The organism is Achromobacter sp. SLBN-14 (assembly GCF_006715415.1).
GTDB classification, from domain to species: Bacteria; Pseudomonadota; Gammaproteobacteria; order Burkholderiales; family Burkholderiaceae_B; genus Achromobacter; species Achromobacter mucicolens.
Window position 1 is genome coordinate 791,496 of the sequence record NZ_VFNE01000001.1, and the last position, 23,719, is coordinate 815,214.

21 protein-coding genes and 1 other RNA gene are annotated in these 23,719 nt (G+C 65.7%); 6 read left to right on the top strand and 16 right to left on the bottom strand.

What is annotated here, in order from left to right:
• Positions 1–7 precede the first annotated feature (7 nt).
• Positions 8–931 carry a histone deacetylase family protein gene (locus FBY20_RS03645; protein ID WP_082586273.1) on the bottom strand — a complete coding sequence of 308 codons (924 nt, stop codon included), beginning with the start codon at positions 929–931 and terminating at the stop codon, positions 8–10.
• A gap of 10 nt (positions 932–941) precedes the next feature.
• Between FBY20_RS03645 and mltB the strand changes: the two genes are divergently transcribed.
• On the top strand, positions 942–2,102 hold the full coding sequence (gene mltB / locus FBY20_RS03650) for a lytic murein transglycosylase B (RefSeq protein WP_056322271.1): 1,161 nt from the start codon (positions 942–944) through the stop codon (positions 2,100–2,102).
• Between the two features lie 153 nt (positions 2,103–2,255).
• Here mltB and cysM read toward each other — a convergent pair whose 3' ends face one another.
• The 15 genes from cysM to gyrA all read right to left on the bottom strand — a co-directional run bounded on the left by cysM (position 2,256) and on the right by gyrA (position 18,957).
• Positions 2,256–3,164, bottom strand: a complete 909-nt coding sequence (gene cysM / locus FBY20_RS03655; protein ID WP_056322744.1) for a cysteine synthase CysM — start codon at positions 3,162–3,164, stop codon at positions 2,256–2,258.
• 223 nt (positions 3,165–3,387) lie between these two features.
• Positions 3,388–3,894 carry a helix-hairpin-helix domain-containing protein gene (locus tag FBY20_RS03660; protein WP_142050098.1) on the bottom strand — a complete coding sequence of 169 codons (507 nt, stop codon included), beginning with the start codon at positions 3,892–3,894 and terminating at the stop codon, positions 3,388–3,390.
• 170 nt (positions 3,895–4,064) lie between these two features.
• Positions 4,065–5,054, bottom strand: coding sequence for an ADP-glyceromanno-heptose 6-epimerase (gene rfaD, locus FBY20_RS03665; RefSeq protein ID WP_056322266.1), 990 nt, complete (start codon positions 5,052–5,054; stop codon positions 4,065–4,067).
• Positions 5,051–5,992: a D-glycero-beta-D-manno-heptose-7-phosphate kinase gene (gene rfaE1, locus FBY20_RS03670; protein WP_056322264.1), complete on the bottom strand. Its 942-nt coding sequence runs from the start codon at positions 5,990–5,992 to the stop codon at positions 5,051–5,053. Before rfaE1 ends, rfaD begins: the two co-directional genes overlap by 4 nt.
• The gene (gene lapB / locus FBY20_RS03675) at positions 5,989–7,203 is read right to left on the bottom strand and encodes a lipopolysaccharide assembly protein LapB (protein WP_056322260.1); all 1,215 of its coding nucleotides are present in this window, start codon (positions 7,201–7,203) and stop codon (positions 5,989–5,991) included. Before lapB ends, rfaE1 begins: the two co-directional genes overlap by 4 nt.
• 46 nt (positions 7,204–7,249) lie before the next feature.
• Positions 7,250–7,564: a lipopolysaccharide assembly LapA domain-containing protein gene (locus FBY20_RS03680; RefSeq protein WP_062838607.1), complete on the bottom strand. Its 315-nt coding sequence runs from the start codon at positions 7,562–7,564 to the stop codon at positions 7,250–7,252.
• A gap of 209 nt (positions 7,565–7,773) precedes the next feature.
• Positions 7,774–8,136 carry an integration host factor subunit beta gene (locus tag FBY20_RS03685; protein ID WP_056322254.1) on the bottom strand — a complete coding sequence of 121 codons (363 nt, stop codon included), beginning with the start codon at positions 8,134–8,136 and terminating at the stop codon, positions 7,774–7,776.
• 3 nt (positions 8,137–8,139) lie between these two features.
• Complete coding sequence (rpsA, locus tag FBY20_RS03690) at positions 8,140–9,852, bottom strand: 30S ribosomal protein S1 (protein WP_056322251.1); 1,713 nt, start codon at positions 9,850–9,852, stop codon at positions 8,140–8,142.
• Between the two features lie 176 nt (positions 9,853–10,028).
• A complete protein-coding gene (gene cmk / locus FBY20_RS03695) occupies positions 10,029–10,715 on the bottom strand; it encodes a (d)CMP kinase (protein WP_142050101.1) in 687 nt (228 codons plus the stop codon).
• 15 nt (positions 10,716–10,730) lie between these two features.
• Entirely contained in the window at positions 10,731–12,053 is a 1,323-nt protein-coding gene (gene aroA, locus FBY20_RS03700) for a 3-phosphoshikimate 1-carboxyvinyltransferase (RefSeq protein ID WP_142050104.1), read from the bottom strand.
• Between the two features lie 4 nt (positions 12,054–12,057).
• Positions 12,058–12,960 carry a prephenate dehydrogenase/arogenate dehydrogenase family protein gene (locus tag FBY20_RS03705; RefSeq protein WP_142050107.1) on the bottom strand — a complete coding sequence of 301 codons (903 nt, stop codon included), beginning with the start codon at positions 12,958–12,960 and terminating at the stop codon, positions 12,058–12,060.
• Positions 12,957–14,078 (bottom strand): histidinol-phosphate transaminase, encoded by a 1,122-nt coding sequence (gene hisC, locus FBY20_RS03710; RefSeq protein WP_142050110.1) that lies wholly within the window; start codon positions 14,076–14,078, stop codon positions 12,957–12,959. The genes FBY20_RS03705 and hisC overlap by 4 nt, the downstream gene beginning before the upstream one ends.
• A 10-nt stretch (positions 14,079–14,088) precedes the next feature.
• Positions 14,089–15,174: a prephenate dehydratase gene (gene pheA / locus FBY20_RS03715; protein ID WP_142050114.1), complete on the bottom strand. Its 1,086-nt coding sequence runs from the start codon at positions 15,172–15,174 to the stop codon at positions 14,089–14,091.
• A complete protein-coding gene (gene serC / locus FBY20_RS03720) occupies positions 15,167–16,297 on the bottom strand; it encodes a 3-phosphoserine/phosphohydroxythreonine transaminase (RefSeq protein WP_056322236.1) in 1,131 nt (376 codons plus the stop codon). Before serC ends, pheA begins: the two co-directional genes overlap by 8 nt.
• Positions 16,297–18,957 (bottom strand): DNA gyrase subunit A, encoded by a 2,661-nt coding sequence (gene gyrA, locus FBY20_RS03725; protein ID WP_056322234.1) that lies wholly within the window; start codon positions 18,955–18,957, stop codon positions 16,297–16,299. Before gyrA ends, serC begins: the two co-directional genes overlap by 1 nt.
• Before the next feature lie 412 nt (positions 18,958–19,369).
• Between gyrA and ompA the strand changes: the two genes are divergently transcribed.
• From ompA to ssrA, 5 genes are all read left to right on the top strand, one after another.
• The gene (ompA, locus tag FBY20_RS03730; protein ID WP_056322232.1) at positions 19,370–19,951 is read left to right on the top strand and encodes an outer membrane protein OmpA; all 582 of its coding nucleotides are present in this window, start codon (positions 19,370–19,372) and stop codon (positions 19,949–19,951) included.
• A 148-nt stretch (positions 19,952–20,099) separates the two neighbouring features.
• Complete coding sequence (ubiG, locus tag FBY20_RS03735) at positions 20,100–20,828, top strand: bifunctional 2-polyprenyl-6-hydroxyphenol methylase/3-demethylubiquinol 3-O-methyltransferase UbiG (RefSeq protein ID WP_142050122.1); 729 nt, start codon at positions 20,100–20,102, stop codon at positions 20,826–20,828.
• On the top strand, positions 20,825–21,499 hold the full coding sequence (locus FBY20_RS03740) for an HAD-IA family hydrolase (RefSeq protein WP_056322226.1): 675 nt from the start codon (positions 20,825–20,827) through the stop codon (positions 21,497–21,499). The genes ubiG and FBY20_RS03740 overlap by 4 nt, the downstream gene beginning before the upstream one ends.
• Positions 21,500–21,873: 374 nt before the next feature.
• Entirely contained in the window at positions 21,874–23,052 is a 1,179-nt protein-coding gene (locus tag FBY20_RS03745; RefSeq protein WP_142050125.1) for an MFS transporter, read from the top strand.
• Between the two features lie 91 nt (positions 23,053–23,143).
• Positions 23,144–23,532, top strand: a transfer-messenger RNA (tmRNA) gene (gene ssrA, locus FBY20_RS03750).
• Positions 23,533–23,719 lie beyond the last annotated feature (187 nt).

The window sequence follows — 23,719 nt, forward strand, 5'->3', positions numbered from 1 at the left end:
CCTGATTCTACAGCTTCGCCAGCGCCCGTATGTGCGCGACCACGCTGCGGCCCAGGGCGGACAAGTTGTAACCGCCCTCGAGCGTGCTCACGATCCGGCCCTGACAGTGGCGATCGGCCACCTCGACCAGCTGCTCGGTGATCCAGGCGTAGTCCGCCTCCACCAGGCCCATCTGCCCCATGTCGTCCTCGCGATGGGCATCGAAGCCCGCGGACACTAGGATCAATTCCGGACGGTGCGCCTCCAGCCGCGGCAGCCAGGTGTCCGTGACGATGGTCCTGACCGCGGCGCCAGCCGTGTAGGCCGGCACGGGCACATTGAGCATGTTGGCGGCCGGATGGTCCGCGCCGCTGTTGGGAAAGAACGGATGCTGGAAGAAGCTGCACATCAGCACCCGATCGTCCCCGGCAAAGACATCTTCGGTGCCGTTGCCATGATGGACGTCGAAATCGACGATCGCCACGCGCGTCAGGCCGTGAAAGTCCATGGCATGCTGCGCCGCAATGGCGACGTTGTTGAAAAAGCAGAAGCCCATGGCCTGCGACCGGCACGCGTGGTGCCCGGGCGGACGCACGGCGCAGAAAGCCGTTCGCGCCTCGCCGCCCAGCACGGCATCGACCGCCGCCACCCCCGCTCCCGCCGCATGCAACGCCGCCTCGAAGGTGTGCGGGTTCATGAGCGTATCGGGATCGATAGGGTAATACCCTTGGTCCGGCGTATGTTTCTGCAAACTGTCCAGGTACTGGACAGTGTGCACGCGCAAGAGGTCATTGCGGGACGCCTGCGGCGCCTGCCGGTCATTCAGGTAAGGCATCAATCCGCTTGCGAGCAACTGATCGGAGATGGCGTCCAGCCTCTGGGGGCTTTCCGGATGCCAGCTTCCCATTTCATGCAAGCGGCATGCCGGGTGGGTAAGATACATGGTCTCCATAAGGAAGATTATGTTCATCTGTCGGCGAATACTGCAACTCGGCGCGCTTTCCGCTCTGCTGGCGGGGTGCTCCACCACCACTCCCACCGCAGCAACCTCCACTCCTTCCGCTTCCCAGACCGCTCAGGCTTCAGGGACGCCCGCCATCCGCATCGGGCCCAGCACGCCGACGCTCGGCCCCGAACTCGCGGACGACGCGCCAGCCACGCTGACGCCGTCCGGCGCCTTGCGGCCCGACGTCCGCACCTTCGTCGAAAACCTGGCCGCCGAGCGTCAGCTGCCGCTGGCGCCGATGGTCCAGGCGCTGGAAAGCTCACGTTACAACGCCACGGTGGCGCGGCTCATCGCGCCCTCCCCACCCGGCAAGAAGGTCTGGCGCAGCTGGCTGACCTATCGCTCCCGCTTCGTCGAACCCAAGCGCATTGCCTGGGGCGTCGAGTTCTACAACGAAAACCGCGACCTGCTGAATCAGGCGGCGCAACGCTTTGGCGTGCCGGCCCCGATCATCGCCTCCATCATCGGCGTCGAAACGCTGTATGGCCGCAACATGGGCAATTTCCGCGTGCTGGACGCGCTGGCCACGCTGGCCTTCGACTACCCGGACCCGGCCAAGCCCGAGCGCGCCACGATGTTCCGCACCCAGCTGGCCGACTTCCTGACGCTCGTCATGAACGACAAGCTGGAACTGGAAACCAAGGGGTCTTACGCCGGCGCCATCGGCATGCCGCAATTCATGCCGACCAGCGTGATGCATTACGCCGTGGACGGCGACGGCAACGGCCATATCGACCTGACCAACAACACCCAGGACGCCATCATGTCCGTGGGCAGTTTCCTGGCGCAGCACGGCTGGCAGCGCGGCGTGCCGGTGTTCGCGCCCGTGGTGCTGCCCGCCGACCCGACCGCCTTGGTGGACGGCGGCCTGGAGCCCAAGCAAAGCTGGACCACGCTGACGGCGGCCGGCTCGCGCCTGCAGCCCGGCGCATCCAGCGATGGCTGGGTCAGCCAGCCGCTGGGCGTGGTGGATCTGGTCGAGGAAATGCGCGGCACGGCGCAGTATCGCGTGGGGACGCCCAACTTCTTTGCGCTCACCAAGTACAACCGCAGCTACTTCTACGCCACGTCGGTGGCCGACCTGGCCACCGAGATCGAGGCCCGCGTGACGCGATGATCGCGCGCGCGCCGATTTTCCCGCGGTGACTGCTGCCGCGCGGATGGACAAACGCCCCGGCGGATGCAACCGCCGGGGCGTTTTTTCATTCAAGCGATTGCCGCCTCGTCCTGGGCGGCGCGCCGCGCAATCCCGCGCGGGGCGGCCAGCAGGTCAGTTGAAGACGCCCGTGGACAGATAGCGGTCGCCGCGGTCGCACACGATGAACACGATGGTCGCATCGTTGACGCGCTCGGCAACCCGCAGGGCCGCGACCAGGGCGCCGGCCGACGAGATCCCGCCGAAAATGCCTTCCTCGGCGGCCAGCCGCCGCGCCATCACTTCGGCTTCGGACTGCTGGATGGACTCGTAGGCGTCCACACGGCTGCGGTCGAAGATCTTGGGCATATAGGCCTCGGGCCATTTGCGGATGCCCGGGATCTGCGATCCTTCAGCCGGCTGCGCACCCACCACCTGCACGGCGGGGTTGCGCGACTTGAGGTACGTGGACACGCCCATGATCGTGCCCGTGGTGCCCATGGCGCTGACGAAGTGCGTGATGCGTCCTTCCGTCTGGTTCCAGAGTTCCGGGCCCGTGGTTTCAATGTGCGCGCGCGGATTGTCGGGATTGGCGAACTGGTCCAGCACCAGCCCCCGGCCATCGGCCTGCATCTCGGTGGCCAGGTCGCGGGCGTATTCCATGCCGCCCTTGTCGGCCGGCGTCAGGATGAGCTCAGCGCCATACGCCGCCATGGCGGCACGCCGCTCGACGGACAGGTTGTCCGGCATGATCAGGATCATGCGGTAGCCCTTCATGGCGGCGGCCATGGCCAGCGCAATGCCGGTATTGCCGCTGGTGGCTTCGATGAGCGTGTCGCCCGGCTTGATGTCGCCGCGCTCTTCCGCGCGCTGGATCATCGACAAGGCCGGGCGATCCTTCACGGATCCCGCCGGGTTGTTGCCTTCCAGCTTGGCCAGGATGACATTGCCGCGCGCGTCGCCCGCCGCCCCGGGAATGCGCTGCAGGCGCACCAGGGGCGTGTTGCCGACGGTCTGCTCGATGGTGGGGTAGGTAGTAGTCATGCGGTCGATCATAACTCCGCCCGGCGCCGCGCGGCCCCAAAAGCCGCGCACACGCCAGGGGCTCCCCGCATCGCCGGGATGCGGGGATGCGGGGATGCCGGATCGTCGGATCGTCGGATCGTCGGATCGCCGGATCGCTGAATCGCTGGATCGCTGGACCTTGGGATCGCCGGATCGCCGGATCGGCTGATCGGCTGATCGGCTGATCGCCAGATCGCCGGGCTCAGGGCTTGGCGCGGGCCGGGACCGGCGCGCCGCCCGCCGTGGACGCCCCGGCCGGCTTTGCCGCAGCCGCCTTGCCTGCTGCGGCGCGGGCTGCGGGCGCGGTTGCCGCCGCAGACTTCGGTGCGGCGCCCGCCGCGCCGATCGTCAGGCCCGCCGCTTGAAGCGCCTGCGCCTTTTTCTGTCCGATGCCCCGCACACGCTCGGTCAGGTCGTCCAGCGATTCGAAACGGCCACCGCGCTCGCGTTCGCGCACGATGATGTCGGCGGTGCGCGGGCCGATGCCCCGCAGGCCTTCAAGCTGGGCCGCCGTTGCCTGGTTGATATCCACGGCCTGGGCGGGCGGCGCGGCCACGCCAAGGCCGGCGGACAGCAGCAAGGCGCCAAGCGCCTGCCGCAGCACACGCTGGCCCGTGCGCGGGCAGGCGGGCATGGCGGCCGGACGCGCGCGGCGCCACGGCGCGAGCGGCAGATGGCGGGCAACGGTGGAATGGACGAAGGGATTCATGGGTTCTCCTGACGGGTCGGAGCGCAGCGGTTGCCACGCCTTGTTCCCATCATCGGGCGCCGCCCCGCGCCGCGCCCGGCGAGTGAATCAATTCATCCAGCCCGGCAACCACGCAGGCGAAAAAAAGCCACCGCATGGCGGTGGCCTTGTCGGATCGGCTGCCGGAAGGATTACTTGCGGGCGCGCCAGTAGCGCACGTATTCGGCCACACCCGTCTGCACATCGCGCATGGGTGCCGTGAAGCCGGCGGCGCGAAGCTGCGTGACATCGGCCTGCGTGTAGCTTTGGTAGCGGCCCTTGAGGTCGTCCGGGAACGGGATGTAGCGGATCAGGTCCAGTTCGGCCAGCTGCGCCAGCGTCAGCTCGGCCTCGCCACGCTCGGCGCGCAGCGTGTTGACCACCGCGGCCGCCACGTCATTGAACGGCTGCGCCTTGCCGGTGCCGCAGTTGAAGATGCCGGATTGTTCGGGATGATCCAGGAAGTGAAGGTTCACCGCGACCACGTCTTCGACCGAGATGAAATCGCGGCTCTGGCCGCCATCCACGTAACCGTCCCAACCCGCGAAGAGGCGCACGTGCCCGTGTTCCAGGAATTGGTTCATGTTGTGAAAGGCCACCGAGGCCATGCGGCCCTTGTGCTGCTCGTGCGGGCCATACACGTTGAAATACCGCAGGCCGACGACTTGCGCCGTCAGGCTGTCCATGCGCTTGCGCAGCACCTGGTCGAACAGCAGCTTGGAATAGCCGTAGACGTTCAGCGGGCCTTCGTTGTCGGGATGCTCGACGTAGGTCGTCGACCCGCCGTACACGGCCGCGGAGGACGCATAGAGGAACGGCACGCGGCGCGTCTGGCAGAACTCGAAGAGCTCCAGCGTGACGCGGTAGTTGTTGTCCATCATGTAGCGGCCGTTGCGCTCGGTGGTGTCCGAGCACGCGCCCTGGTGCAGCACCGCGCGGATATCGGGCAGGCTGCCGTCGGCGACGCGGCGGCGGAAGTCGTCCTTGTCCATGTAGTCGGCGATCTTGCAATCGACGAGATTGACGAACTTGTCGCCTTCGGACAGGTCATCGACGGCAATGATGTCTTCGATGCCGCGGCGGTTGAGCCCGCGAACCAGGTTGCTGCCAATGAAGCCCGCGGCTCCGGTAACGACGATCATGAGGATTCTCCTGCCAATTCCGCGGCGGTGACGACGGACGTGCCCAGCTTGCCCACGGCGATGCCGCCGGCCTTGTTGGCCCAGCCCATGGCTTCGGCCCAGGGCAGCCCGATGGCGCGCGTGACCGCCAGCGTCGCAAGCACGGTGTCGCCCGCGCCCGACACGTCGAACACTTCGTGCGCCTGCGCATCGGTGTGATCGCGTCCCGCATCGGAAAACAAAGTCATGCCCTGCTCGGACCGCGTCACAAGCAGGGCTTCAAGGTCCAGATCCGCGCGCAGGCGCTGCGCGCGATCGGTCAATTCGGCCTCGGAATTCCAGCGGCCGACCGCCTGCTGCATTTCCGAGCGGTTGGGCGTGACCAGGGTCGCGCCGCGATAGCGCGAGTAGTCATCGCCCTTGGGATCCACCAGCACCGGGATGCCTGCGCTGCGCGCCAGCGCAATCAGCGACTCCACGCGGGTCAGCACGCCTTTGGCGTAATCCGACAGCACCACGATGTCGTGGTTGGCCAGGTGGCGCGCCAGGGCCGCGTCCACGGCGTCCAGCGACGCCTGCGAGGGATGCTGTTCGAAATCCACGCGCAAGAGTTGCTGCTGGCGGCCCAGGACGCGCATCTTCAGGGTGGTGTGCAGCTCGTTGTCGGCGATCAGGTCGCCCTGGATGCCGGCTTCGGTGGACAGGCGCCGGACGCTGTCGCCGGCCTCGTCCTGACCCAGCACGCCGACCAGCGTGACATGGCCGCCCAGCGCGGCCACGTTGCGCGCCACGTTGGCGGCGCCGCCCAGACGATCTTCGCGGCGGGCGACCCGCACGACCGGCACCGGCGCTTCGGGGGAGATGCGCTCCACTTCGCCGAACCAGTAGCGGTCCAGCATGACGTCGCCAACCACGAGCACGCGGCTACGCGAAATGGCTTCGGCGGGAAAAGAGTTCATTCAAGTTCTTCCAGACGGCGCGGCGCATAGGTTTCCCAGGCGTTGCAGCCGGGACATTGCCAGTAGAAGCGACGCGCTTGAAAACCGCAATTGCGGCATGCGTAGCGATCGAGCCGTTGCGTGTGTTTGTGGATCAGGCTGCGCAGCAGGGTCAGGTCCGCGCCAGGCACCGGGCCGTGGTCGCCATCGCTGTCGCCGTTGGCCAGTTCGGCCTCCAGGAGGCGATCCAGGCCGAGCAGCGAAGGATGGCTGCGCAGCGCGCCGCGCGCGAAGGCCCAAGCCGTCGCCGCGCCCTGCTGCACGCGCAGTTCCCGGAACACCACGTTGAACAGATCCAGGGACGCATGACGGCCGTACTGCTTTTGCAGGAAGTCCAGGCCCGCAGCGGCCTGGTTGGCGTTGCGATAGTTCGCCAGCAACTGCTCGGCCACCAGCCCGGCGTACTCGGACGCGTCGGTCATGACCGATTCCAGGTACAGCCTTTCGCGCTTGGGATCCTGCTCGATCAGCGCCAGGCGCGCGCGCAGCATGGCGGTGCGCACCTTGGCGCCCTTGCTCGAGGCGGCCTCGGTGGTGGTCAGCGCGTGGTCTGCGGCATCCAGCGCCTTGTGCGCGCTTTCGACGTCGGCGGGCTTGGCCGCCAGCGCGGTCTGCGCCTGCTCGCAGTAGTAGTGCACGATTTGCGGGACGGGCTCGTCGACCAGGCCCTGCAAGGTCTTGACGGCCTCGATCGCACGCGGCCAATCGTGTTCGGATTCATAGATGCGGATCAGCGAGCGCAGCGCGGGCAACGCATAACGCGTGTCCTTGAGCTGCTCGAAACCGCTTTCGGCCCGGTCCAGCATCCCGGCCTTCAGGAAGTCCTGCGCCAGTTCGTGCTGTGCGTGTTCGCGCTCGGCCTGCGGCAGGTCGGAACGGTTCAGCAGGCTTTGATGCACGCGGATGGCGCGCTCCATTTCGCCGCGGCGGCGAAACAGGCTGCCCAGGGCAAAGTGCAGCTCCGTGGTTTCCGGGTCCAGCTTGGCGACCTCGACGAACGCGTCGATGGCGCGGTCCGGCTCTTCGTTGAGCAGGAAGTTGAGCCCGCGGAAATAGGAGTCAGGCAGGCTACGCGTTTCCCGCAGCATCTGCCGGATATCGAAACGCGCGGCCAGCCAGCCCAGCGCGAACAGCACCGGGACGAAAATCAACCACCAAGGTTCAAAATCCACTATTCGGACTCATGCGGTAATTCGGTGCAAAAAAGCCGGCGCGATGTCACAGCGGCGACATGGGAGCGACGGCTTCGGGGGGCACGACGGGCGTGGTGCCGTTGGCGGCGGCCTGGATGCGATCCAGTTCGCGGCGCAGGCGGATGGCCTCGCGGCGGCGGCGCAGCGCTGCGGGAACGGTCAGCAGCAGCCCGAACAACGCGCCAAGCACGAATACGACCAGCATGACGACGATCAGCGGGACGTCCTGGATGACGTAGTCGGCGTAGAACTTCACGGCGACGGGGTCGGTGTTCTTCAAGGCGAACATCAACACCGCCACAAAGACGAGCAATCGCAGGGCCCAGACGAGATAGCGCATGGCGCATGCTCCAGATGATTCGAGACCGTCAATTGTAAGCGACGTCTTCACGGCGAGAGAAAAAAAAGCCCCAATGCGGAGCCCGGACAGCGAATGCCAAGGTGGGACGAACGCGTGAACGGGCGCCACAAAAACAAAGCCCCTTGATTTCTCAAGGGGCTTCGTTCGCGGTCCGATCTGCCCGAAGGCAGCTCTGCCTGGCCGACGCGTCAATGCATGGCGTGCAAACCTGCCATGGAAGACGGCATCGACTCGCTCGATCCGGAGGATTGAGCGTCCTCGTCATTGCCGCCGACCAGGTCCACCCGTTCGCGCAATTCCTTGCCTGCCTTGAAGTGCGGCACCTGTTTGCCAGGCACCAGCACCTGCTCGCCGGATTTGGGATTGCGACCGATGCGGGGAGACCGCTGCGACAACGAAAAACTGCCAAAACCGCGGATCTCGATGCGCTGACCCGAGGCAAGCGCCTGGGTCATTGCATCAAGTACGGTCTTGACCGCGTAATCGGTGTCGCGGGCGGCCAGCTGAGGATAGCGGGCCGCCAAGGCGGCGATCAGCTCCGACTTGGTCACGAATTAACCGTCGTTGCGCTGTTGGTCCAGCTTGGCCTTCAGCAGCGCGCCGAGGTTGGTGGTGCCGGACGAAGCGCTGGCGTCGGACATGCGCTGGATCGTGTCGGCGGTTTCGGCGTTGTCGCGGGCCTTGATCGACAGCTGGATCGAACGCGTCTTGCGGTCGATGTTGACGATCATGGCTTCGATGTTCTCGCCGGCGGACAGCACGGTGGTGGCATCTTCGACGCGGCCCGAGGAGATCTCGGAAGCGCGCAGGTAGCCTTCGACGTCCACGGACAGCGTAACCACGGCGCCCTTGGCTTCGACCGACTTGATGGTGCCCGGAACCACGGCGCCCTTGTCAAACGTGGCGACGAAGTTGTTGAAGGGGTCGCCTTCCAGCTGCTTGATGCCCAGCGAGATGCGTTCCTTGTCGGTGTCGATGCCCAGAACCACGGCTTCGATTTCGTCGCCCTTCTTGAAGTTGCGAACGGCTTCTTCGCCAGCTTCCGTCCACGACAGGTCGGACAGGTGGACCAGGCCGTCGATGCCGCCGGGCAGGCCGACGAACACGCCGAAGTCGGTGATCGACTTGATGGCGCCGCGGACCTTGTCGCCACGCTTGAAGTTCGTGGCGAACTCTTCCCACGGGTTCTGGCGGCACTGCTTCATGCCCAGCGAAATGCGGCGACGGTCTTCGTCGATTTCCAGGACCATGACTTCGACTTCTTCGCCCAGGGTCACAACCTTGCGCGGGTCGACGTTCTTGTTGGTCCAGTCCATTTCGGACACGTGGACCAGGCCTTCGATGCCGGCTTCGACTTCAACGAACGCGCCGTAGTCGGTCAGGTTCGTGACCTTGCCGAACAGGCGGGTGCCTTGCGGGTAGCGGCGAGCCAGGCCCACCCACGGATCTTCGCCAAGCTGCTTGACGCCCAGGGAGACGCGGCTCTTTTCCTGGTCGAACTTGAGGACCTTGGCTTCGACTTCCTGACCCACTTGCAGGACTTCGGAGGGGTGACGCACACGGCGCCAGGCCATGTCGGTGATGTGCAGCAGGCCATCGATGCCGCCCAGGTCGACGAACGCGCCGTAGTCGGTGATGTTCTTGACCACGCCCTTGACCACGGCACCTTCGTGCAGGGTTTCGAGCAGCTTTTGACGCTCTTCGCCCATGCTGGCTTCCAGCACCTGGCGACGCGACAGCACAACGTTGTTGCGCTTGCGGTCGAGCTTGATGACCTTGAATTCGAGGGTCTTGCCTTCGTACGGGGTGGTGTCCTTGACCGGACGCAGATCCACCAGCGAACCCGGCAGGAACGCGCGGATGCCGTTGGTCATGACGGTCAGACCGCCCTTCACCTTGCCGGTGATGGTGCCGGTAACCAGTTCGCCGTTCTCCAGGGCCTTTTCCAGTTGCAGCCAGGCCGACAGGCGCTTGGCGCGGTCACGCGACAGGATGGTGTCGCCGTAGCCGTTTTCCAGGGAATCGATGGCCACCGAGACGAAATCGCCGGGTTGCACTTCGAGCTCGCCCTGGTCGTTCAGGAACTCTTCCAGGGGGATCAGCGCTTCGGACTTCAGGCCGGCGTTGACGACGACGAAATTGTGGTCGACGCGCACGACTTCGGCGCTGATGACCTCGCCGGACTTCATGTCCTGGCTCTTGAGGCTTTGTGCGAAAAGGTCGGCGAAGCTTTCGCCGCCGGTGGCGGTAGTGGAAACGGAAGACATGGGGTTGAAATCCATTGGGCCGAAATGGCCGTTAAGAACACACCGCAGCGGATTGCCCGCCACAGTGGAGTCAAAATACCTGCCGGCAGGCTGACCCTTGCGGGGTGGCCCGTGGGGGAGTCGCCTGGCTTGAGCAGGGCCTAATCAAAAAACTGCTTTAAGTGCTGCGTCGCGCATCACTGGCTGGCTTGCTGCCAGAAATCCAGTATTGCCTGCACCGTTTCTGCGATTGTCAGGTTGGACGAATCCAGCACGTGTGCATCTGCTGCGGGAGCGAGCGGCGCGGTGGCGCGCCCGGTATCGCGCGCATCACGCTCGCGCATATCCCGCAAAAGGTCGTCTAGATTAGCAGAAATTCCCTTTTCGATCAACTGCTTACGCCGCCTCTCCGCCCGGGCGACAACGTCGGCCACCAGGAAGACCTTCAGGGACGCATCCGGGAACACGACGGTGCCCATGTCACGGCCGTCCGCCACCAGGCCAGGCGGCAGCCGGAACGCGCGCTGGCGCTCGAGCAGCGCCTGCCGCACGCCGGGAAAGGCAGCCACGCGGGACGCGAAATTGCCCACTTCCTCGCGGCGGATGTCATGGCCCGCATCGGCGCCCTCGAGGTACACGTGGGGCCCCTCGAAACGCACATCCAGCGTCTCGGCCACGCGCGCCACGGCCGGCTCGTCCTCGGCGGCAACGCCCCGGTTGATGGCGGCCAGCGCGGTCAGGCGGTACAGCGCGCCGCTGTCCAGCACGGCCCAGCCCAGCGCCTTGGCGACGCGATGAGCCACGGTGCCCTTGCCGGAGGCGGTGGGGCCGTCGATCGTGATGACCGGGGCTTGTGAGGCGGAAGTTGAAGCTGTCGAAGTCATGGATGCCATGCAGCGCTAGGCCGACACCAGGCCGGCGTAGACGTCAAAGTAACCCGGGAACGTCTTGCTGACACAACCGGGGTCGAGAATGCGGACCGCCGCCGGGCCAAACGCCGCCAGCGAGAAGCACATGGCCATGCGATGGTCGTCCCAGGTGCCGATGTGCGCATCGCGCCAGGCGTCCTGCGCCGGCGGCGTCACCTGCAGCCAGTCGGGGCCGGATTCCACCCGTGCACCCAGCTTTTCAAGCTCGGTCTGCATGGCGTGGATGCGGTCCGTCTCCTTGACGCGCCAGCTGCCGATGTTACGCAGCCGGCAGGGGCCGTCGGCATACAGGGCCAGCGCAGCGGCCGTCATGGCGGCGTCGGGAATCAGGTTGAAATCGGTGTCGAAAGCCTTCAGGCGCGCGCCGTCAGCGACCTGCACACCCGAGACTTCGATCCAGCCCGGGCCGTAGGTGACCTTGGCGCCCATGTCGGCCAGGGTGCTCGCGAATCCCACGTCGCCCTGGATACTGTCGGCACCCACGCCGGTCACCCGCACGGGGCCGCCGCCGATGGCGCCCAGCGCCAGGAAATACGACGCCGTCGATGCGTCCCCTTCCACGGCGATCTCGCCCGGGCTGCGGTATGCCGCGCCCGCGTCCACCACGAAACGGCTCCAGCCATCCCGCTGCACCAGCACGCCAAAGCGCGCCATCAGGTTCAGGGTGATGTCGATATAAGGCTTGGAGATCAGCGCGCCCACGACCTCGATGGTCACCGGCTTGCCGCTGCGGGCCGCCTGCAGCGGCGCGGCCAGCAGCAATGCGGTCAGGAATTGGCTCGACACCGAACCCTGCACGCGCGTCACGGCGTTCTCGGCGATGTCGCCGCGGCCGATGTGCAGCGGCGGATAGCCCGGCTGCCCCAGGTAGTCGATGCGCGCGCCCAGCGCGTTCAGCGCATCGACCAGGTCGCCGATGGGACGTTCGTGCATGCGCGGCACGCCGGACAGGCGATAGTCGCCGCCCATCAGCGCCAACGCCGCCGTCAGCGGGCGGATCGCAGTGCCGGCATTGCCCATGAAAAGGTCGGCGCTTTCCACCGGAAAGCGGCTCACGCCCTGCACCGTCACGCGGCCGGCGTCCAGGTCGGACACCTGCACGCCCAACTGGCGCAACGCAGCCAGCATGACGCGGGTATCGTCGGAGTCCAGCAGGCCGGTAATGACGGTCGTGCCCTCGGCAATGGCCGACAGCAGCAGCACGCGGTTGGAAATGCTCTTGGATCCCGGCAAGGCCATCATGCCCTGCGCGCGCCGCACGCGCGGCAGATCGAGGTAAGGCAAAGCGCCCATTGAACTACTCCTTGCGCCAGCCGCGGCGCGCACGCGCCGCCGTGTCCAGCAACGTCAGCAAAGCCTCGCCGTCGCCATCGGCAATAGCGCGCTCGGCACGGTCCAGCACCCCGCGCACCGCAGCCAGTTCGGCCAGCATCGCGTCGCGGTTGGACAGAAAGATGTCGCGCCACATCTCGGGCGATCCGGCGGCGATACGGGTGAAGTCGCGAAAGCCGCTGCCCGCCAGGTCAAGCCGGGTCTGGGCGTCGGCGGCCGTGGCCACCTGTTCCATATACACCGCGGAAAGCAGATGCGGAAGATGGCTGACCGACGCGAGCACACGGTCGTGCGCGCCTGCCTCCATGTCGATCACGTCCGCGCCGCAGGCCTGCCAGGCCCGGCGCACCAGCGTCAGGGCGGCTGCCTGGTTTTCCGGCACGGGCGTGAGGATGACGGTGCGACCGCGATACAGGCTGGCGTCCGCCGCCTCCGGCCCGGTACGCTCGGCGCCCGCGATGGGATGGCCCGGGACGAACTGCCCAATGCGGTCGCCCAGCGCCTCGCGCGCGGCGTCGACCACCTCGGCCTTGGTGCTGCCGCCATCGGTCAGGATGGTATTGGGGGCAAGGTGCGGCCGCATCTGCGACAGCACGTTGGTCAGGCCGCCAACCGGCGTGGCCAGCATGATGAGATCCGCCTGGGCGGCCGCGGCTTCCGCTGGCACGGCCTCGTCGATCAGGCCCAGCGCGACGGCGCGTTCCAGCGACTGCGCATTGCGTCCCACGCCCAGCACCTTGCCGACCTGCCCGGCTTGGCGCAAGGCCGCCGCGAACGAACCGCCGATCAAGCCGACGCCAACCACTGCCAACACAGGAATCAGGGGGCCCGCGGCCCCCTGATCGGAAGAAGGTAACGCGTCGTTCATGCGGTCAGGATGGCGGTCAGGGCGTCGATGAATCGGGCGTTTTCATGGGGCAGTCCAATGGACACGCGCAACCACTCCGGCAGGCCGTCGCCGGCCACCGGACGCACGATGACGCCACGCTTGAGAAGTTCAAGGTTGATGCGCGGCGCGTCGCCGACGTGGACCAGCACGAAGTTGCCGTAGCTGGGCACGTAACGCAGCTTGAGCTTGTCAAACGCGGCGCAGAGCTGAGCCTTGCCCGCCTTGTTGGAGGCGTAGGCTTCTTCCAGGTAGGCCGCATCGCCGAGCGCGGCGATGGCCGCGGCCTGGGCCAGCGTGTTGACGTTGAAAGGCTGGCGCACGCGGTTCAGCAGATCGGTCAGGCCGGGCTGCGCGACCGAGAACCCGACACGCAGGCCCGCCAGGCCATAGGCCTTGGAGAACGTGCGCGACACGATCAGGTTCGAATAGCGGCGCACCAGTGCAGTGCTGTCAAAGCGCAATTCGGGGTCGAGGTATTCGTTGTAGGCCTCGTCCAGCACAACGGTGACGCGGTCGCCGTGGGTGGCCTCTACGCGTTCGAGGAATTCGGCGACCTTCTCGCCCGGCACGAAGGTGCCGGTCGGGTTGTTCGGGTTTGCGATGAACACCAGCCGCGTGTCGTCGGCGATCGCCTCGAACATCGCATCCAGGTCATGGCCGTGGTCGACGGCGGGCACCACGATGTGGCGCGCGCCGCGCGCTTGCGTGGCCAGGCGGTAGACCGCAAACGAGTGCTGCGCGTACACCGCCGACGTGCCCGGTTCCAGCAGCGCGAGCGCGGCGATTTCCAGGATGTCGTTGGAACCGTTGCCCAGCGTGATCCAGTTCATCGGCACGCCATAGCGTTCGGCAAGCGCCGCCTTCAGGTCGAAACCGTTGGGGTCCGGATAGCGCGCCAGCGATTCGGCGGCGGCCAGCATGGCCGCGCGCGCCGACTTGGGCATGCCCAGCGGGTTTTCGTTGGAAGCCAGCTTGACGATGGTGGCCGGATCCAGCCCGAACTCGCGGGCCAGTTCTTCAATCGGCTTGCCGGCCTGGTACGGGGCAATGGCACTGACGTGCGCGGGGGCAACGAGGGGCTTGGATGCGTGGGTCATGATGTGGGATTCACTGCGCCGGGTACGAGCCCAGCACTTTGAGGTAGGCAACCTGCGCCTGCAAGGCTGCCAGGGCGCGCTCGACATTCGGGTCGTTCCGGTGGCCCAGGACGTCGACGTAGAAATAGTATTCCCACTGGCCGGTGCGCGCCGGGCGCGACTCGAAGCGCGTCATCGACACGCCGTTGGCGGCCATGGGCGCCAGCATTTCATAGACGGCGCCCGCGCGGTTGGGCACGGCCAGGATCAGGCTGGTCTTGTCCTTGCCGCTGACGAGCGGCTCGATGTTGCCGATCGCCAGAAAGCGGGTGCGGTTGTGCGGGTCGTCCTGGATGCCGGCGGCAATGATCTGCAGGTTCCAGGCAGGCGCCGCGACATCGCCGGCGATCGCCGCGATGGTCGGATCCCCGGCGGCAGCGCGCGCCGCTTCGGAGTTGCTGGACGCGGCCACGCGCTCGACGTCGGGGTGGTTGCGCGTCAGCCAGCCCTGGCACTGGGCCAGCGCCTGCGGATGCGCGGAAATGGTCTTGATGCCGTCCATGCTGCCCGATTGCGACATCAGGCAATGACGAATCACCAGCGAACGCTCGCCCAGGATCTTGAGCGGAGTGTTCAGCAGCAGGTCCAGGCTGCGGTTGACGGCGCCTTCGGTCGAATTCTCGACAGGCACCATGCCCACGTCGGCCTGCCCGGCCTCGACGGCCCGGAAAACTTCGTCGAACGAGGCGCAAGGCAGCTTCTGCACCGCATGCCCGAAGTGTTCCAGCGCGGCCTGTTCCGAAAACGAACCCTGCGGGCCCAGGAACGCGACCGTCATGCCGCGCTCAAGGCCGCGGCATGCGGAAATGATTTCGGTCCAGACCGACGCCACGCCGGCATTCGGAAACGGACCCGGATTGATCTGCTGCAGGCGGCGGATGACTTCGGCCTCACGCTCGGGCCGCAGCACGGGGCCATCGGCATGCGCCGCATGTTTGGCCTCGCCCACTTCCAGCGCGGCGCGGGCGCGCTGCGACAGGAGATCAAGGATTTGCGCATCGAGGTCGTCGATACGCTTGCGCAGGGGAAGCAGCTTGCGCTGCAGCTCTTCATCCATGGCGGCGCTCGAAGTCCTTCAGGTACTCGACCAGCGCCTTCACGCCTTCGAGCGGCAGCGCGTTGTAGATGGAGGCGCGCATGCCGCCCACGCTCTTGTGGCCCTTCAACTGCGTGAGGCCCGCTGCCTCGGCGCCCTTCAGGAAGGCGTCGTTGAGCGACTCGTCATGCAGCACGAACGGCACGTTCATGCGCGAACGCACGGGAGCGTGAATGGGATTGCGGTAGAAACTGGTGCTATCCAGGTAACCGTACAGCAGGTCGGCCTTGGCCTTGTTGGCCGCTTCCATGCCCGCCACGCCGCCATTGGCCTTGACCCACTTGAACACCAGGCCCGCGATGTAGATCGCAAAGGTGGGCGGGGTGTTGTAGCGCGAGTGTTCGGCGGCCACGTTGGCGTAGTCGAACGCGGACGGGCAGATCGGCAATGCCTGGCCGATCAGGTCGCGGCGCGCGATGACCATGGTGACGCCGGCCGGACCAGCGTTCTTCTGCGCGCCGGCGTACATCATGCCGCAGCGCGTCACGTCCATCGGGCGCGACAGGAAATGCGAGGAAGCGTCGATGACCAGCGGCACGTCGGGCGCGCCCAGGTCGGCGGTATCGGGCCAATCCAGGAACTCGACGCCGCCGATGGTCTCGTTGCTGCACAGGTGCAGGTAGGCCGATTCCTTGCGCACCTGCCAGGTGTCGGCAGCCGGCACCCAGGTCAAGGGCGCCTGCTCGCGGCCGTCGATCTGGGTGGCGTGGTCGGAGCTGGCCGCGATATGCGTGCTGCCGTAGCGGCCGGCTTCCTTGTACGAGCGCTTGGACCAATGGCCCGTCACGACGAAGTCCGCGGCCGGCGCGCCGCGGCGTCCCATGAGATTCATGGGAACGATGGCGTTTTCCCCGGAACCGCCGCCTTGCATGAACATGACGGCGTAGTCCGCCGGCAGGCCCAGCAGGTCGCGTAGATCGGACTCTGCTTCATCGCAGATCTGCACGAAATGCTTGCCGCGATGGCTCATTTCCATCACGGACATGCCGCTGCCGTGCCAGTCCAACATTTCTGCAGCGGCTTGCTGCAGCACCACCTCGGGCAGGACCGAGGGGCCGGCCGAGAAGTTCCAGGGGCGGGCCATTATTGCTCCGTAGGTTCCGTCGAATCTGCTGCGTCGCTGCTGTCGTCGCCACCGGCTTGCTGGCCGTCTTCGTCCAGTTCGCCGTCGTCGTCCGCATCGCTTTCCACGACACGGCGCACGCCGGACAGCGTGCTGCCATCGTCGACGTTGATCAGCGTGACGCCCTGCGTCGCGCGGCCCATTTCGCGGATTTCCGCGACGCGGGTGCGCACCAGGACGCCGCCAGTGGTGATGAGCATGATTTCATCCGTGGGCGTGACCAGCACCGCACCCACGACCTTGCCGTTACGCGAGGTGGTCTGGATGGCGATCATGCCCTTCGTGCCGCGGCCGTGGCGCGTGTATTCCGCGATCGGCGTGCGCTTGCCGTAGCCGTTTTCGGTGGCGGTCAGCACCGTCTGCGTTTCGTCGCCGGCGACCAGCAGCGCAATGACGGTCTGCGTGTCTTCGAGCATCATGCCGCGCACGCCGCGGGCATTGCGGCCCATCGGACGCACGTCGTTCTCGTCGAAGCGCACGGCCTTGCCGGCGTCCGAGAACAGCATGACGTCATGCTTGCCGTCGGTGAGGTCGGCGCCGATCAGGTAGTCGCCATCGTCAAGGTCGACGGCGATGATGCCGGCCTTGCGCGGGTTGGAGAAGTCGGACAGCGGGGTCTTCTTGACCGTGCCGCGCGAGGTCGCCATGAAGACGAAGTGGTCTTCGCTGAACTCCTTGACCGGCAGCACCACCGTGATCTTCTCGCCGTCGGCCAGCGGGAACATGTTGACGATCGGCTTGCCGCGCGAATTACGCGTGCCCTGCGGCACTTCCCAGACCTTCAGCCAGTAGACGCGGCCGCGGTTCGAGAAGCACAGCAGGAAGTCGTGCGTATTGGCGATGAAGAGCTGGTCGATCCAGTCGTTTTCCTTCATGGCCGTGGCCTGCTTGCCGCGTCCGCCGCGCTTTTGCGAACGGTATTCGGACAACGGCTGGCTCTTGATGTAGCCGCCGTGCGACAGCGTCACAACCATGTCGGTCGGCGTGATCAGGTCTTCGGTATCCAGTTCCGTCGCGTTCAGTTCGATTTCCGAACGGCGCGAATCCTTGGCGCCGGTCGAGAACTCGGCCTTGATGGCCTGCAGTTCTTCGCTGATGATCGTCGTGATGCGCTCGGGACGAGCCAGGATGTCCAGCAGGTCGGCGATGGTGGACATGATGTCCTTGTATTCGCCGACGATCTTGTCCTGCTCCAGCCCGGTCAGGCGTTGCAGGCGCATGTTCAGGATTTCCTGGGCCTGGGTGTCGCTCAGGCGGTACAGGCCGTCGCCCTGAAGGCCGAACTCGACGCCCAGGTCGTCCGGACGGAAGGCCGCGCGGCCTCCCGGCGTGTCGCCGTCGGCGCGCGACAGCATTTCACGCACCAGCGACGAATCCCAGGACTTCGCCATCAGTTCCTGGCGGGCCACCGGCGGGGTCGGCGCTGCCTTGATGATCGCGATGAAATCGTCGATGTTGGCCAGCGCCACCGCCAGGCCTTCCAGCACGTGGCCGCGCTCGCGGGCCTTGCGCAACTGGAACACGGTGCGGCGCGTGACCACTTCGCGGCGATGCTGCAGGAAGTAATCGATCATCTGCTTCAGGTTGAGCAGGCGGGGCTGGCCGTCGACCAGCGCCACCAGGTTCATCCCGAAGGTGTCCTGCAGCTGGGTGTTCTTGTAGAGGTTGTTCAGCACGACCTCGGGCACTTCACCGCGCTTGAGCTCGATGACAAGGCGCATGCCGTCCTTGTCGGACTCGTCGCGGATGTCGGAGATACCTTCGATCTTCTTGTCGTTGACCAGCTCGGCAATGCGTTCCTGCAGCGTCTTCTTGTTGACCTGGTAGGGAATCGCGTCGATCACGATCGCCTGGCGATTGCCCTTCTCCATGTCTTCGAAGTGCGTCTTGGCGCGCATGATGACGCGGCCGCGACCCGTGCGATAGCCTTCGCGCACGCCGGACATGCCGTAGATGATGCCGCCCGTGGGGAAGTCCGGCGCCGGGATGAGCTCGATCAGCTCATCGACCGTGCACGCCGGATTGCGCAGGCAGTACAGGCAGCCGTCGACCACTTCCTGGAGGTTGTGCGGCGGAATATTGGTGGCCATGCCCACCGCGATGCCCGAGCTGCCGTTGACAAGCAGGTTGGGCAGGCGCGACGGCAGCAGCAGCGGTTCCTGTTCGCTGCCGTCGTAGTTGGGTCCGAAATCGACGGTTTCCTGGTCGATGTCGGCCAGGAGCTCGTGCGCGATCTTGGCCAGGCGGATTTCGGTGTAACGCATCGCGGCGGCGTTGTCGCCGTCGATGGAACCGAAGTTGCCCTGCCCGTCGACCAGCATGTAGCGCATGGAGAAATCCTGCGCCATGCGGACGATGGTGTCGTAGACGGACTGGTCGCCGTGGGGGTGGTACTTACCGATGACGTCCCCGACGATACGCGCGGACTTCTTATAGGCGCGGTTCCAGTCGTTGTTCAGCTCGTGCATCGCGTAGAGCACGCGCCGGTGGACGGGCTTCAAGCCGTCCCGCACATCCGGTAGCGCCCGACCGACGATCACGCTCATCGCGTAATCGAGGTAACTGCGGCGCATCTCTTCTTCCAGCGATACCGGAAGCGTCTCCTTGGCAAAGGAATCCATATATATAACGACAGAATCGTGTAAGGAGGAACCCGGGCCGGGTAAACAGGAAATTCTATCATTCGATTGAGGGACCGGTCGGATGGGCCGTCGGAAGGCGCCGCAAGCGGACCGCGACGGATCGATCGGAAACGCCGCCCGGCCAAGCCCACCCGCGCCCCGCGGCCCTGTTGTCAAAAACCAACATGGGAAACGGCAGGAGTGCCGAAAACGTCATATCCAGCATTAATGCGCCTGTCCAGGGAAGCCAAAGCCCCCCAAATGCCTTAAGATTGTTTCCAGCACGCAGGAAACCCAGTAGCTATTCCTTTGAACCAGCTCTTGGCGTTGCTATACTGGCCCCGTTTTCCTGATATGCGGCGGGGGTTCGCTGCGAGTCACTTATCCAGCTTCAAGCTCAACGAGGAGAAACATGAACAAACCCTCCAAATTCGCTCTGGCGCTCGCCTTCGCCGCCGTCACGGCCTCTGGTGTAGCTTCCGCGCAAACCGTGGACAACTGGCGCAACCCGTTCGGTAACGTTTGGAAGAACGGTACGAACGAACTGTGCTGGCGCGATGCCTTCTGGACCCCGGCCACCGGCATCCCCGGTTGCGACGGCGTCCCGGTTGCCCAGCAGAAGGCGAAGCCGGCCCCGATGGCGGCAAAGGTCGTGTTCAATGCTGACACGTTCTTCGACTTCGACAAGTCGACCCTGAAGCCCGAAGGTCGCCAACTGCTGCAGCAAGTCGCTCAGCAAGCCAGCACCATCGATCTGGAAACGATCATCGCCGTCGGCCACACCGACTCGATCGGTACCGAACAGTACAACCAGAAGCTGTCCGAGCGCCGCGCCGCTTCGGTCAAGGCTTACCTGGTCAGCCTGGGCATCGACCCCAACCGTATCTATACGGAAGGCAAGGGCGAACTGCAGCCGATCGCTTCCAACAAGACGAAGGAAGGCCGCGCCCAGAACCGTCGCGTTGAGATCGAAATCGTGGGTAGCCGCAAGTAATTGCTGGACTAGCTACAATAAAGGGGCCTCGCATAGCGAGGCCCTTTTTTTCGCCTGCGCCGCGCCCGTCGGGTGCAGCGCCGAGCCCTCTCCTCGCCTAGCGCGCTGGACCCCTCTATATATAGAGCAGCCTTACGCCGGACCGCCCATGAACACGCAAACTCACGACACCGCGCAAGCCTCCGTCAACGCCGACCAGGCCGAAATCGACAAGTTCAGCGCCCTGGCCAGCCGCTGGTGGGATCCCGAAAGCGAGTTCAAGCCGCTGCACGCCATCAATCCGCTGCGCCTGGAGTGGATCCAGGAATGCGCGGGCAGCCTGGCCGGCCGCAAGGTGCTGGACGTGGGCTGCGGCGGCGGCATTCTGTCGGAAGCCATGGCCCGCAGCGGCGCCGAGGTGACCGGCATCGACCTGGCCGACAAGTCCCTGAAGATCGCGCGCCTGCACGGTCTGGAATCGGGCGTGAAGGTTGAGTACCGCAAGGTGCCCGTCGAGGAACTGGCCGCCGAGCAACCCAGCCAGTACGACGTGGTGACCTGCATGGAAATGCTGGAACATGTGCCGGATCCCGCCTCGATCGTGCGCGCGTGCTCGACCCTGGTGAAACCGGGCGGCTGGGTGTTCTTTTCGACCCTGAACCGCAACGCCAAGTCCTTCGTGTTCGCCATCATCGGCGCGGAATATGTCCTGCGCCTTCTGCCGCGCGGCACGCATACCTACGACCAGTTCATCAAGCCGAGCGAACTGTCGGCCGCGGCGCGCGGCGCCGCGCTGGAGCCGGTGAGCATGCGCGGCATGGAATACAACCCGATCACCCAGATCTACTCGCTGTCGTCCGACACCTCGGTCAACTACCTGATGGCTACCCGTAAATGAGCGCCCTGATTCTGTTCGATTTCGACGGCACCCTGGCCGACACCGCCCCCGACCTGGCAGCCGCCGCGAACCGGCAACGCACCCGCCGCGGCCTGGAGCCAATGGCTTACGAGGTGCTGCGTCCCGTGGCGTCCCAGGGCGCGCGAGGCCTGCTGCGCGTCGCGCTGGACCTGCAACCGGGTCATCCGGACTACGAGCCCACCCGCCTGCAGTTCCTGGAAGACTACGCCGCCAGCTCGACGGTGCACAGCAAGCTGTTCCCGGGCATCGAGGAACTGCTGGCCGATATCCGCAACCGGGGCATGTCCTGGGGTATCGTCACCAATAAGGTCACCTACCTGACCTTGCCCATCGTCGAATTCCTGGACCTGACGCGCGACAGCGCCGTGCTGGTGTGCGGCGACACCACCGCACACGCCAAGCCCCACCCCCTGCCCTTGCAGCACGCCGCGCGCGAAGCAGGCTTTGAGATCGACCGCTGCGTCTACGTCGGCGACGACCTGCGTGACATTCAGGCTGCCCACGCCGCCGGCATGCCCGCCGTGGCGGCTGCCTATGGCTACGTGGGCGAAGAAGACAACGTCATTGCCTGGCAGGCGGAAACCTGCGCCAATTCGCCCACGGAATTGTGGGCGGCCATCGAGCCCTTGCTGCCGCGCGACCTGCGCTGACCGTCGCGCACGGGCGGCCCGCCGGCTGCCCGTCCCGCCGGGGCGGCGTACGCGCCTGCCGGGTGCCCGCCACTGTTCGGCCTTATTAGCGCAACTGACCGAACAATCTATCCGGACGCCGGGGCTTTATCCGCCCCGCAATCTCCCCTAAAGTGTGAACCGTACACCGCGCTCCGGTTTTTTCGGATCGCTTCGCTACCGGCGCATGCCGGCGTCGTGGCCCAAGCAGGCTGCGGCGACTTCCCCGTGCTGACGGCCCTCAGCGTCCCGTCGCACCGTGCCCTGCCTGGCGTGGCGCACGCCAGACCTTTTAGACCTTGCCTTCAACTCCCTGCACGCGCGGCGCCTTCCGGCCTCGCGCCCAAGGAATGCCTATGCTTTTGCCCATCCTGCTTCTTTCCGCCGCCGGCTTCACCGTCCTGACCACCGAGTTCCTGATCGTGGGCCTCTTGCCCGGGCTTGCCCGCGACCTGAACGTCACCGTTTCCCAGGCCGGCCTGCTGGTGACGCTGTTCGCCTTCACCGTCGCGGCGACCGGCCCCCTGCTCACCGCCCTCGTGGCCAACATGGAGCGCAAGCGCCTGTTCATCGGCGTGCTGGTGCTATTTGGGCTGTCCAATGCGCTGGCGGCGGTGGCGCCCAACATCTGGATCATGGCGATCGCCCGCTTCGTGCCGGCGCTGGCGCTGCCGGTATTCTGGTCGCTGGCCAGCGCCACCGCCGTGGAACTAGTGGGACCGGCACGCGCCGGACGCGCCATCTCGACGGTGGCCTTCGGCATTGTGGCCGCCACGGTGTTCGGCATTCCCATCGGGGTGCTGATCTCGGACGCCTTCGGGTGGCGCGCCGCATTCTGGGTGCTGTCCGCGGTGGCATTCGCCAAGGCCCTGCTGCTGCTCCTGACCTTTCCCAGCACGCGCGTCCGGGCCGACAGCGTGCGCCTGGTCACGCAGTTGCGCATCCTGCGCGATCCCATGGTGGTCAGCCACGTGTTGCTGTCGCTGCTGGTATTCACGGGCATGTTCACCGCCTACACCTACCTGGCCGACATGCTCGAGCGCCTGGGCGGTTTTGACGGCGAGACCGTAGGCTGGACGATGATGGCGTTCGGCGCGGTCGGACTGGCCGGCAACACGCTGGGCGGGCGCCTCGTGGACCGCAGCCCGCTGGGCGCCACGGCCCTTTTTTCGGCGCTGATGGCCGTGGGCCTGACGTTCGTTGCACCCGCCATGCAGTCGCATGGCCTGCTGGCGGTGGCGCTGGGAATCTGGGGCATCGCGCAGGCCGCGCTGTTCATCGTCTGCCACGTGCGGCTGATGAAGTCCGCCCCCGAAGCGCCCGCCTTTGCCGCGTCGCTGAACATCTCGGGCGCCAACATCGGCATCGGCCTGGGCGCCGTGGTGGGCGGGCACGTGATCGACCACTACGGCCTGGCGGCGCTGGGCGGCGCGGCCGCCATCATCGTGGCAGTTTCCGTGGGCCTGGCCGCGCTGATGATGGCGGCGGCGCGCGGCCGGCGGCAGTCCAAGGCGGCGTGCGCCAACGCCATCTGAGCCGGCGCCCGTGTCCTGGCCGCCACGCCGGTTCCGGCGGGCAATTGCGCGATGGCAGGCTATTGCGTTTGACAGTACAATAGAGGTTCTTGGGGCCGATCCGGATTCGACGTGGGTCGCGAAACAACTCAGGGCATGCCGAGCACCAGTACGCTCGTTAAACCACTGGAACACTACAAACGCCAACGACGAGCGTTTCGCTCTCGCCGCTTAAGCGGTGAGCCGCTGCACTGATCTGTCCTTGGGTCAGGCGGAGGAAGGCAACTTCCTAGGGGGGTAACCCTCGAACCGCAGCAGCGACATTCACAAGGAATCGGTCTGCGCTGGGGTCACACGGCTCAGATTTAGATTACGTGAATCGCTTTGGTCCGGCCTGTCGGTTGGCTAAGTCCAAAGTTAAAACCAAATAAATCGACTACGCATGTAGAACTGGTTGCGGAGGGCTTGCGGACGGGGGTTCAATTCCCCCCGGCTCCACCAAATACTCTAGCAATATCAAGCACTTAGAAAAGGCCAACCCTTAAAGTTGGCCTTTTTTTTGGGCTGTTTGGGGCTGTTCGGTCAGCTCTTTGGTCAGCTTTTAATCGCCTGCCTAATCCCCTGACCGGCTGGCGGACCGGCCAGAAACACATTTCCATATGTGTAACAATAGGGAGTTCTTGGTCGT

Excerpts from the sequence above, each read along its gene's own strand:
- mltB (WP_056322271.1), top strand. The coding sequence starts at position 942 with ATGTTCATCTGTCGGCGAATACTGCAACTCGGCGCGCTTTCCGCTCTG.
- gyrA (WP_056322234.1), bottom strand. The coding sequence starts at position 18,957 with ATGGATTCCTTTGCCAAGGAGACGCTTCCGGTATCGCTGGAAGAAGAG.
- rfaD (WP_056322266.1), bottom strand. The coding sequence starts at position 5,054 with ATGATCGTCGTTACCGGAGCCGCGGGCTTCATTGGCAGCAACCTGGTT.
- FBY20_RS03660 (WP_142050098.1), bottom strand. The coding sequence starts at position 3,894 with ATGAATCCCTTCGTCCATTCCACCGTTGCCCGCCATCTGCCGCTCGCG.
- ubiG (WP_142050122.1), top strand. The coding sequence starts at position 20,100 with ATGAACACGCAAACTCACGACACCGCGCAAGCCTCCGTCAACGCCGAC.
- rpsA (WP_056322251.1), bottom strand. The coding sequence starts at position 9,852 with ATGTCTTCCGTTTCCACTACCGCCACCGGCGGCGAAAGCTTCGCCGAC.
- ompA (WP_056322232.1), top strand. The coding sequence starts at position 19,370 with ATGAACAAACCCTCCAAATTCGCTCTGGCGCTCGCCTTCGCCGCCGTC.
- FBY20_RS03680 (WP_062838607.1), bottom strand. The coding sequence starts at position 7,564 with ATGCGCTATCTCGTCTGGGCCCTGCGATTGCTCGTCTTTGTGGCGGTG.
- FBY20_RS03645 (WP_082586273.1), bottom strand. The coding sequence starts at position 931 with ATGGAGACCATGTATCTTACCCACCCGGCATGCCGCTTGCATGAAATG.
- hisC (WP_142050110.1), bottom strand. The coding sequence starts at position 14,078 with ATGACCCACGCATCCAAGCCCCTCGTTGCCCCCGCGCACGTCAGTGCC.
- rfaE1 (WP_056322264.1), bottom strand. The coding sequence starts at position 5,992 with ATGAACTCTTTTCCCGCCGAAGCCATTTCGCGTAGCCGCGTGCTCGTG.
- cysM (WP_056322744.1), bottom strand. The coding sequence starts at position 3,164 with ATGACTACTACCTACCCCACCATCGAGCAGACCGTCGGCAACACGCCC.
- FBY20_RS03740 (WP_056322226.1), top strand. The coding sequence starts at position 20,825 with ATGAGCGCCCTGATTCTGTTCGATTTCGACGGCACCCTGGCCGACACC.
- FBY20_RS03745 (WP_142050125.1), top strand. The coding sequence starts at position 21,874 with ATGCTTTTGCCCATCCTGCTTCTTTCCGCCGCCGGCTTCACCGTCCTG.
- pheA (WP_142050114.1), bottom strand. The coding sequence starts at position 15,174 with ATGGATGAAGAGCTGCAGCGCAAGCTGCTTCCCCTGCGCAAGCGTATC.
- FBY20_RS03705 (WP_142050107.1), bottom strand. The coding sequence starts at position 12,960 with ATGAACGACGCGTTACCTTCTTCCGATCAGGGGGCCGCGGGCCCCCTG.
- serC (WP_056322236.1), bottom strand. The coding sequence starts at position 16,297 with ATGGCCCGCCCCTGGAACTTCTCGGCCGGCCCCTCGGTCCTGCCCGAG.
- cmk (WP_142050101.1), bottom strand. The coding sequence starts at position 10,715 with ATGACTTCGACAGCTTCAACTTCCGCCTCACAAGCCCCGGTCATCACG.
- aroA (WP_142050104.1), bottom strand. The coding sequence starts at position 12,053 with ATGGGCGCTTTGCCTTACCTCGATCTGCCGCGCGTGCGGCGCGCGCAG.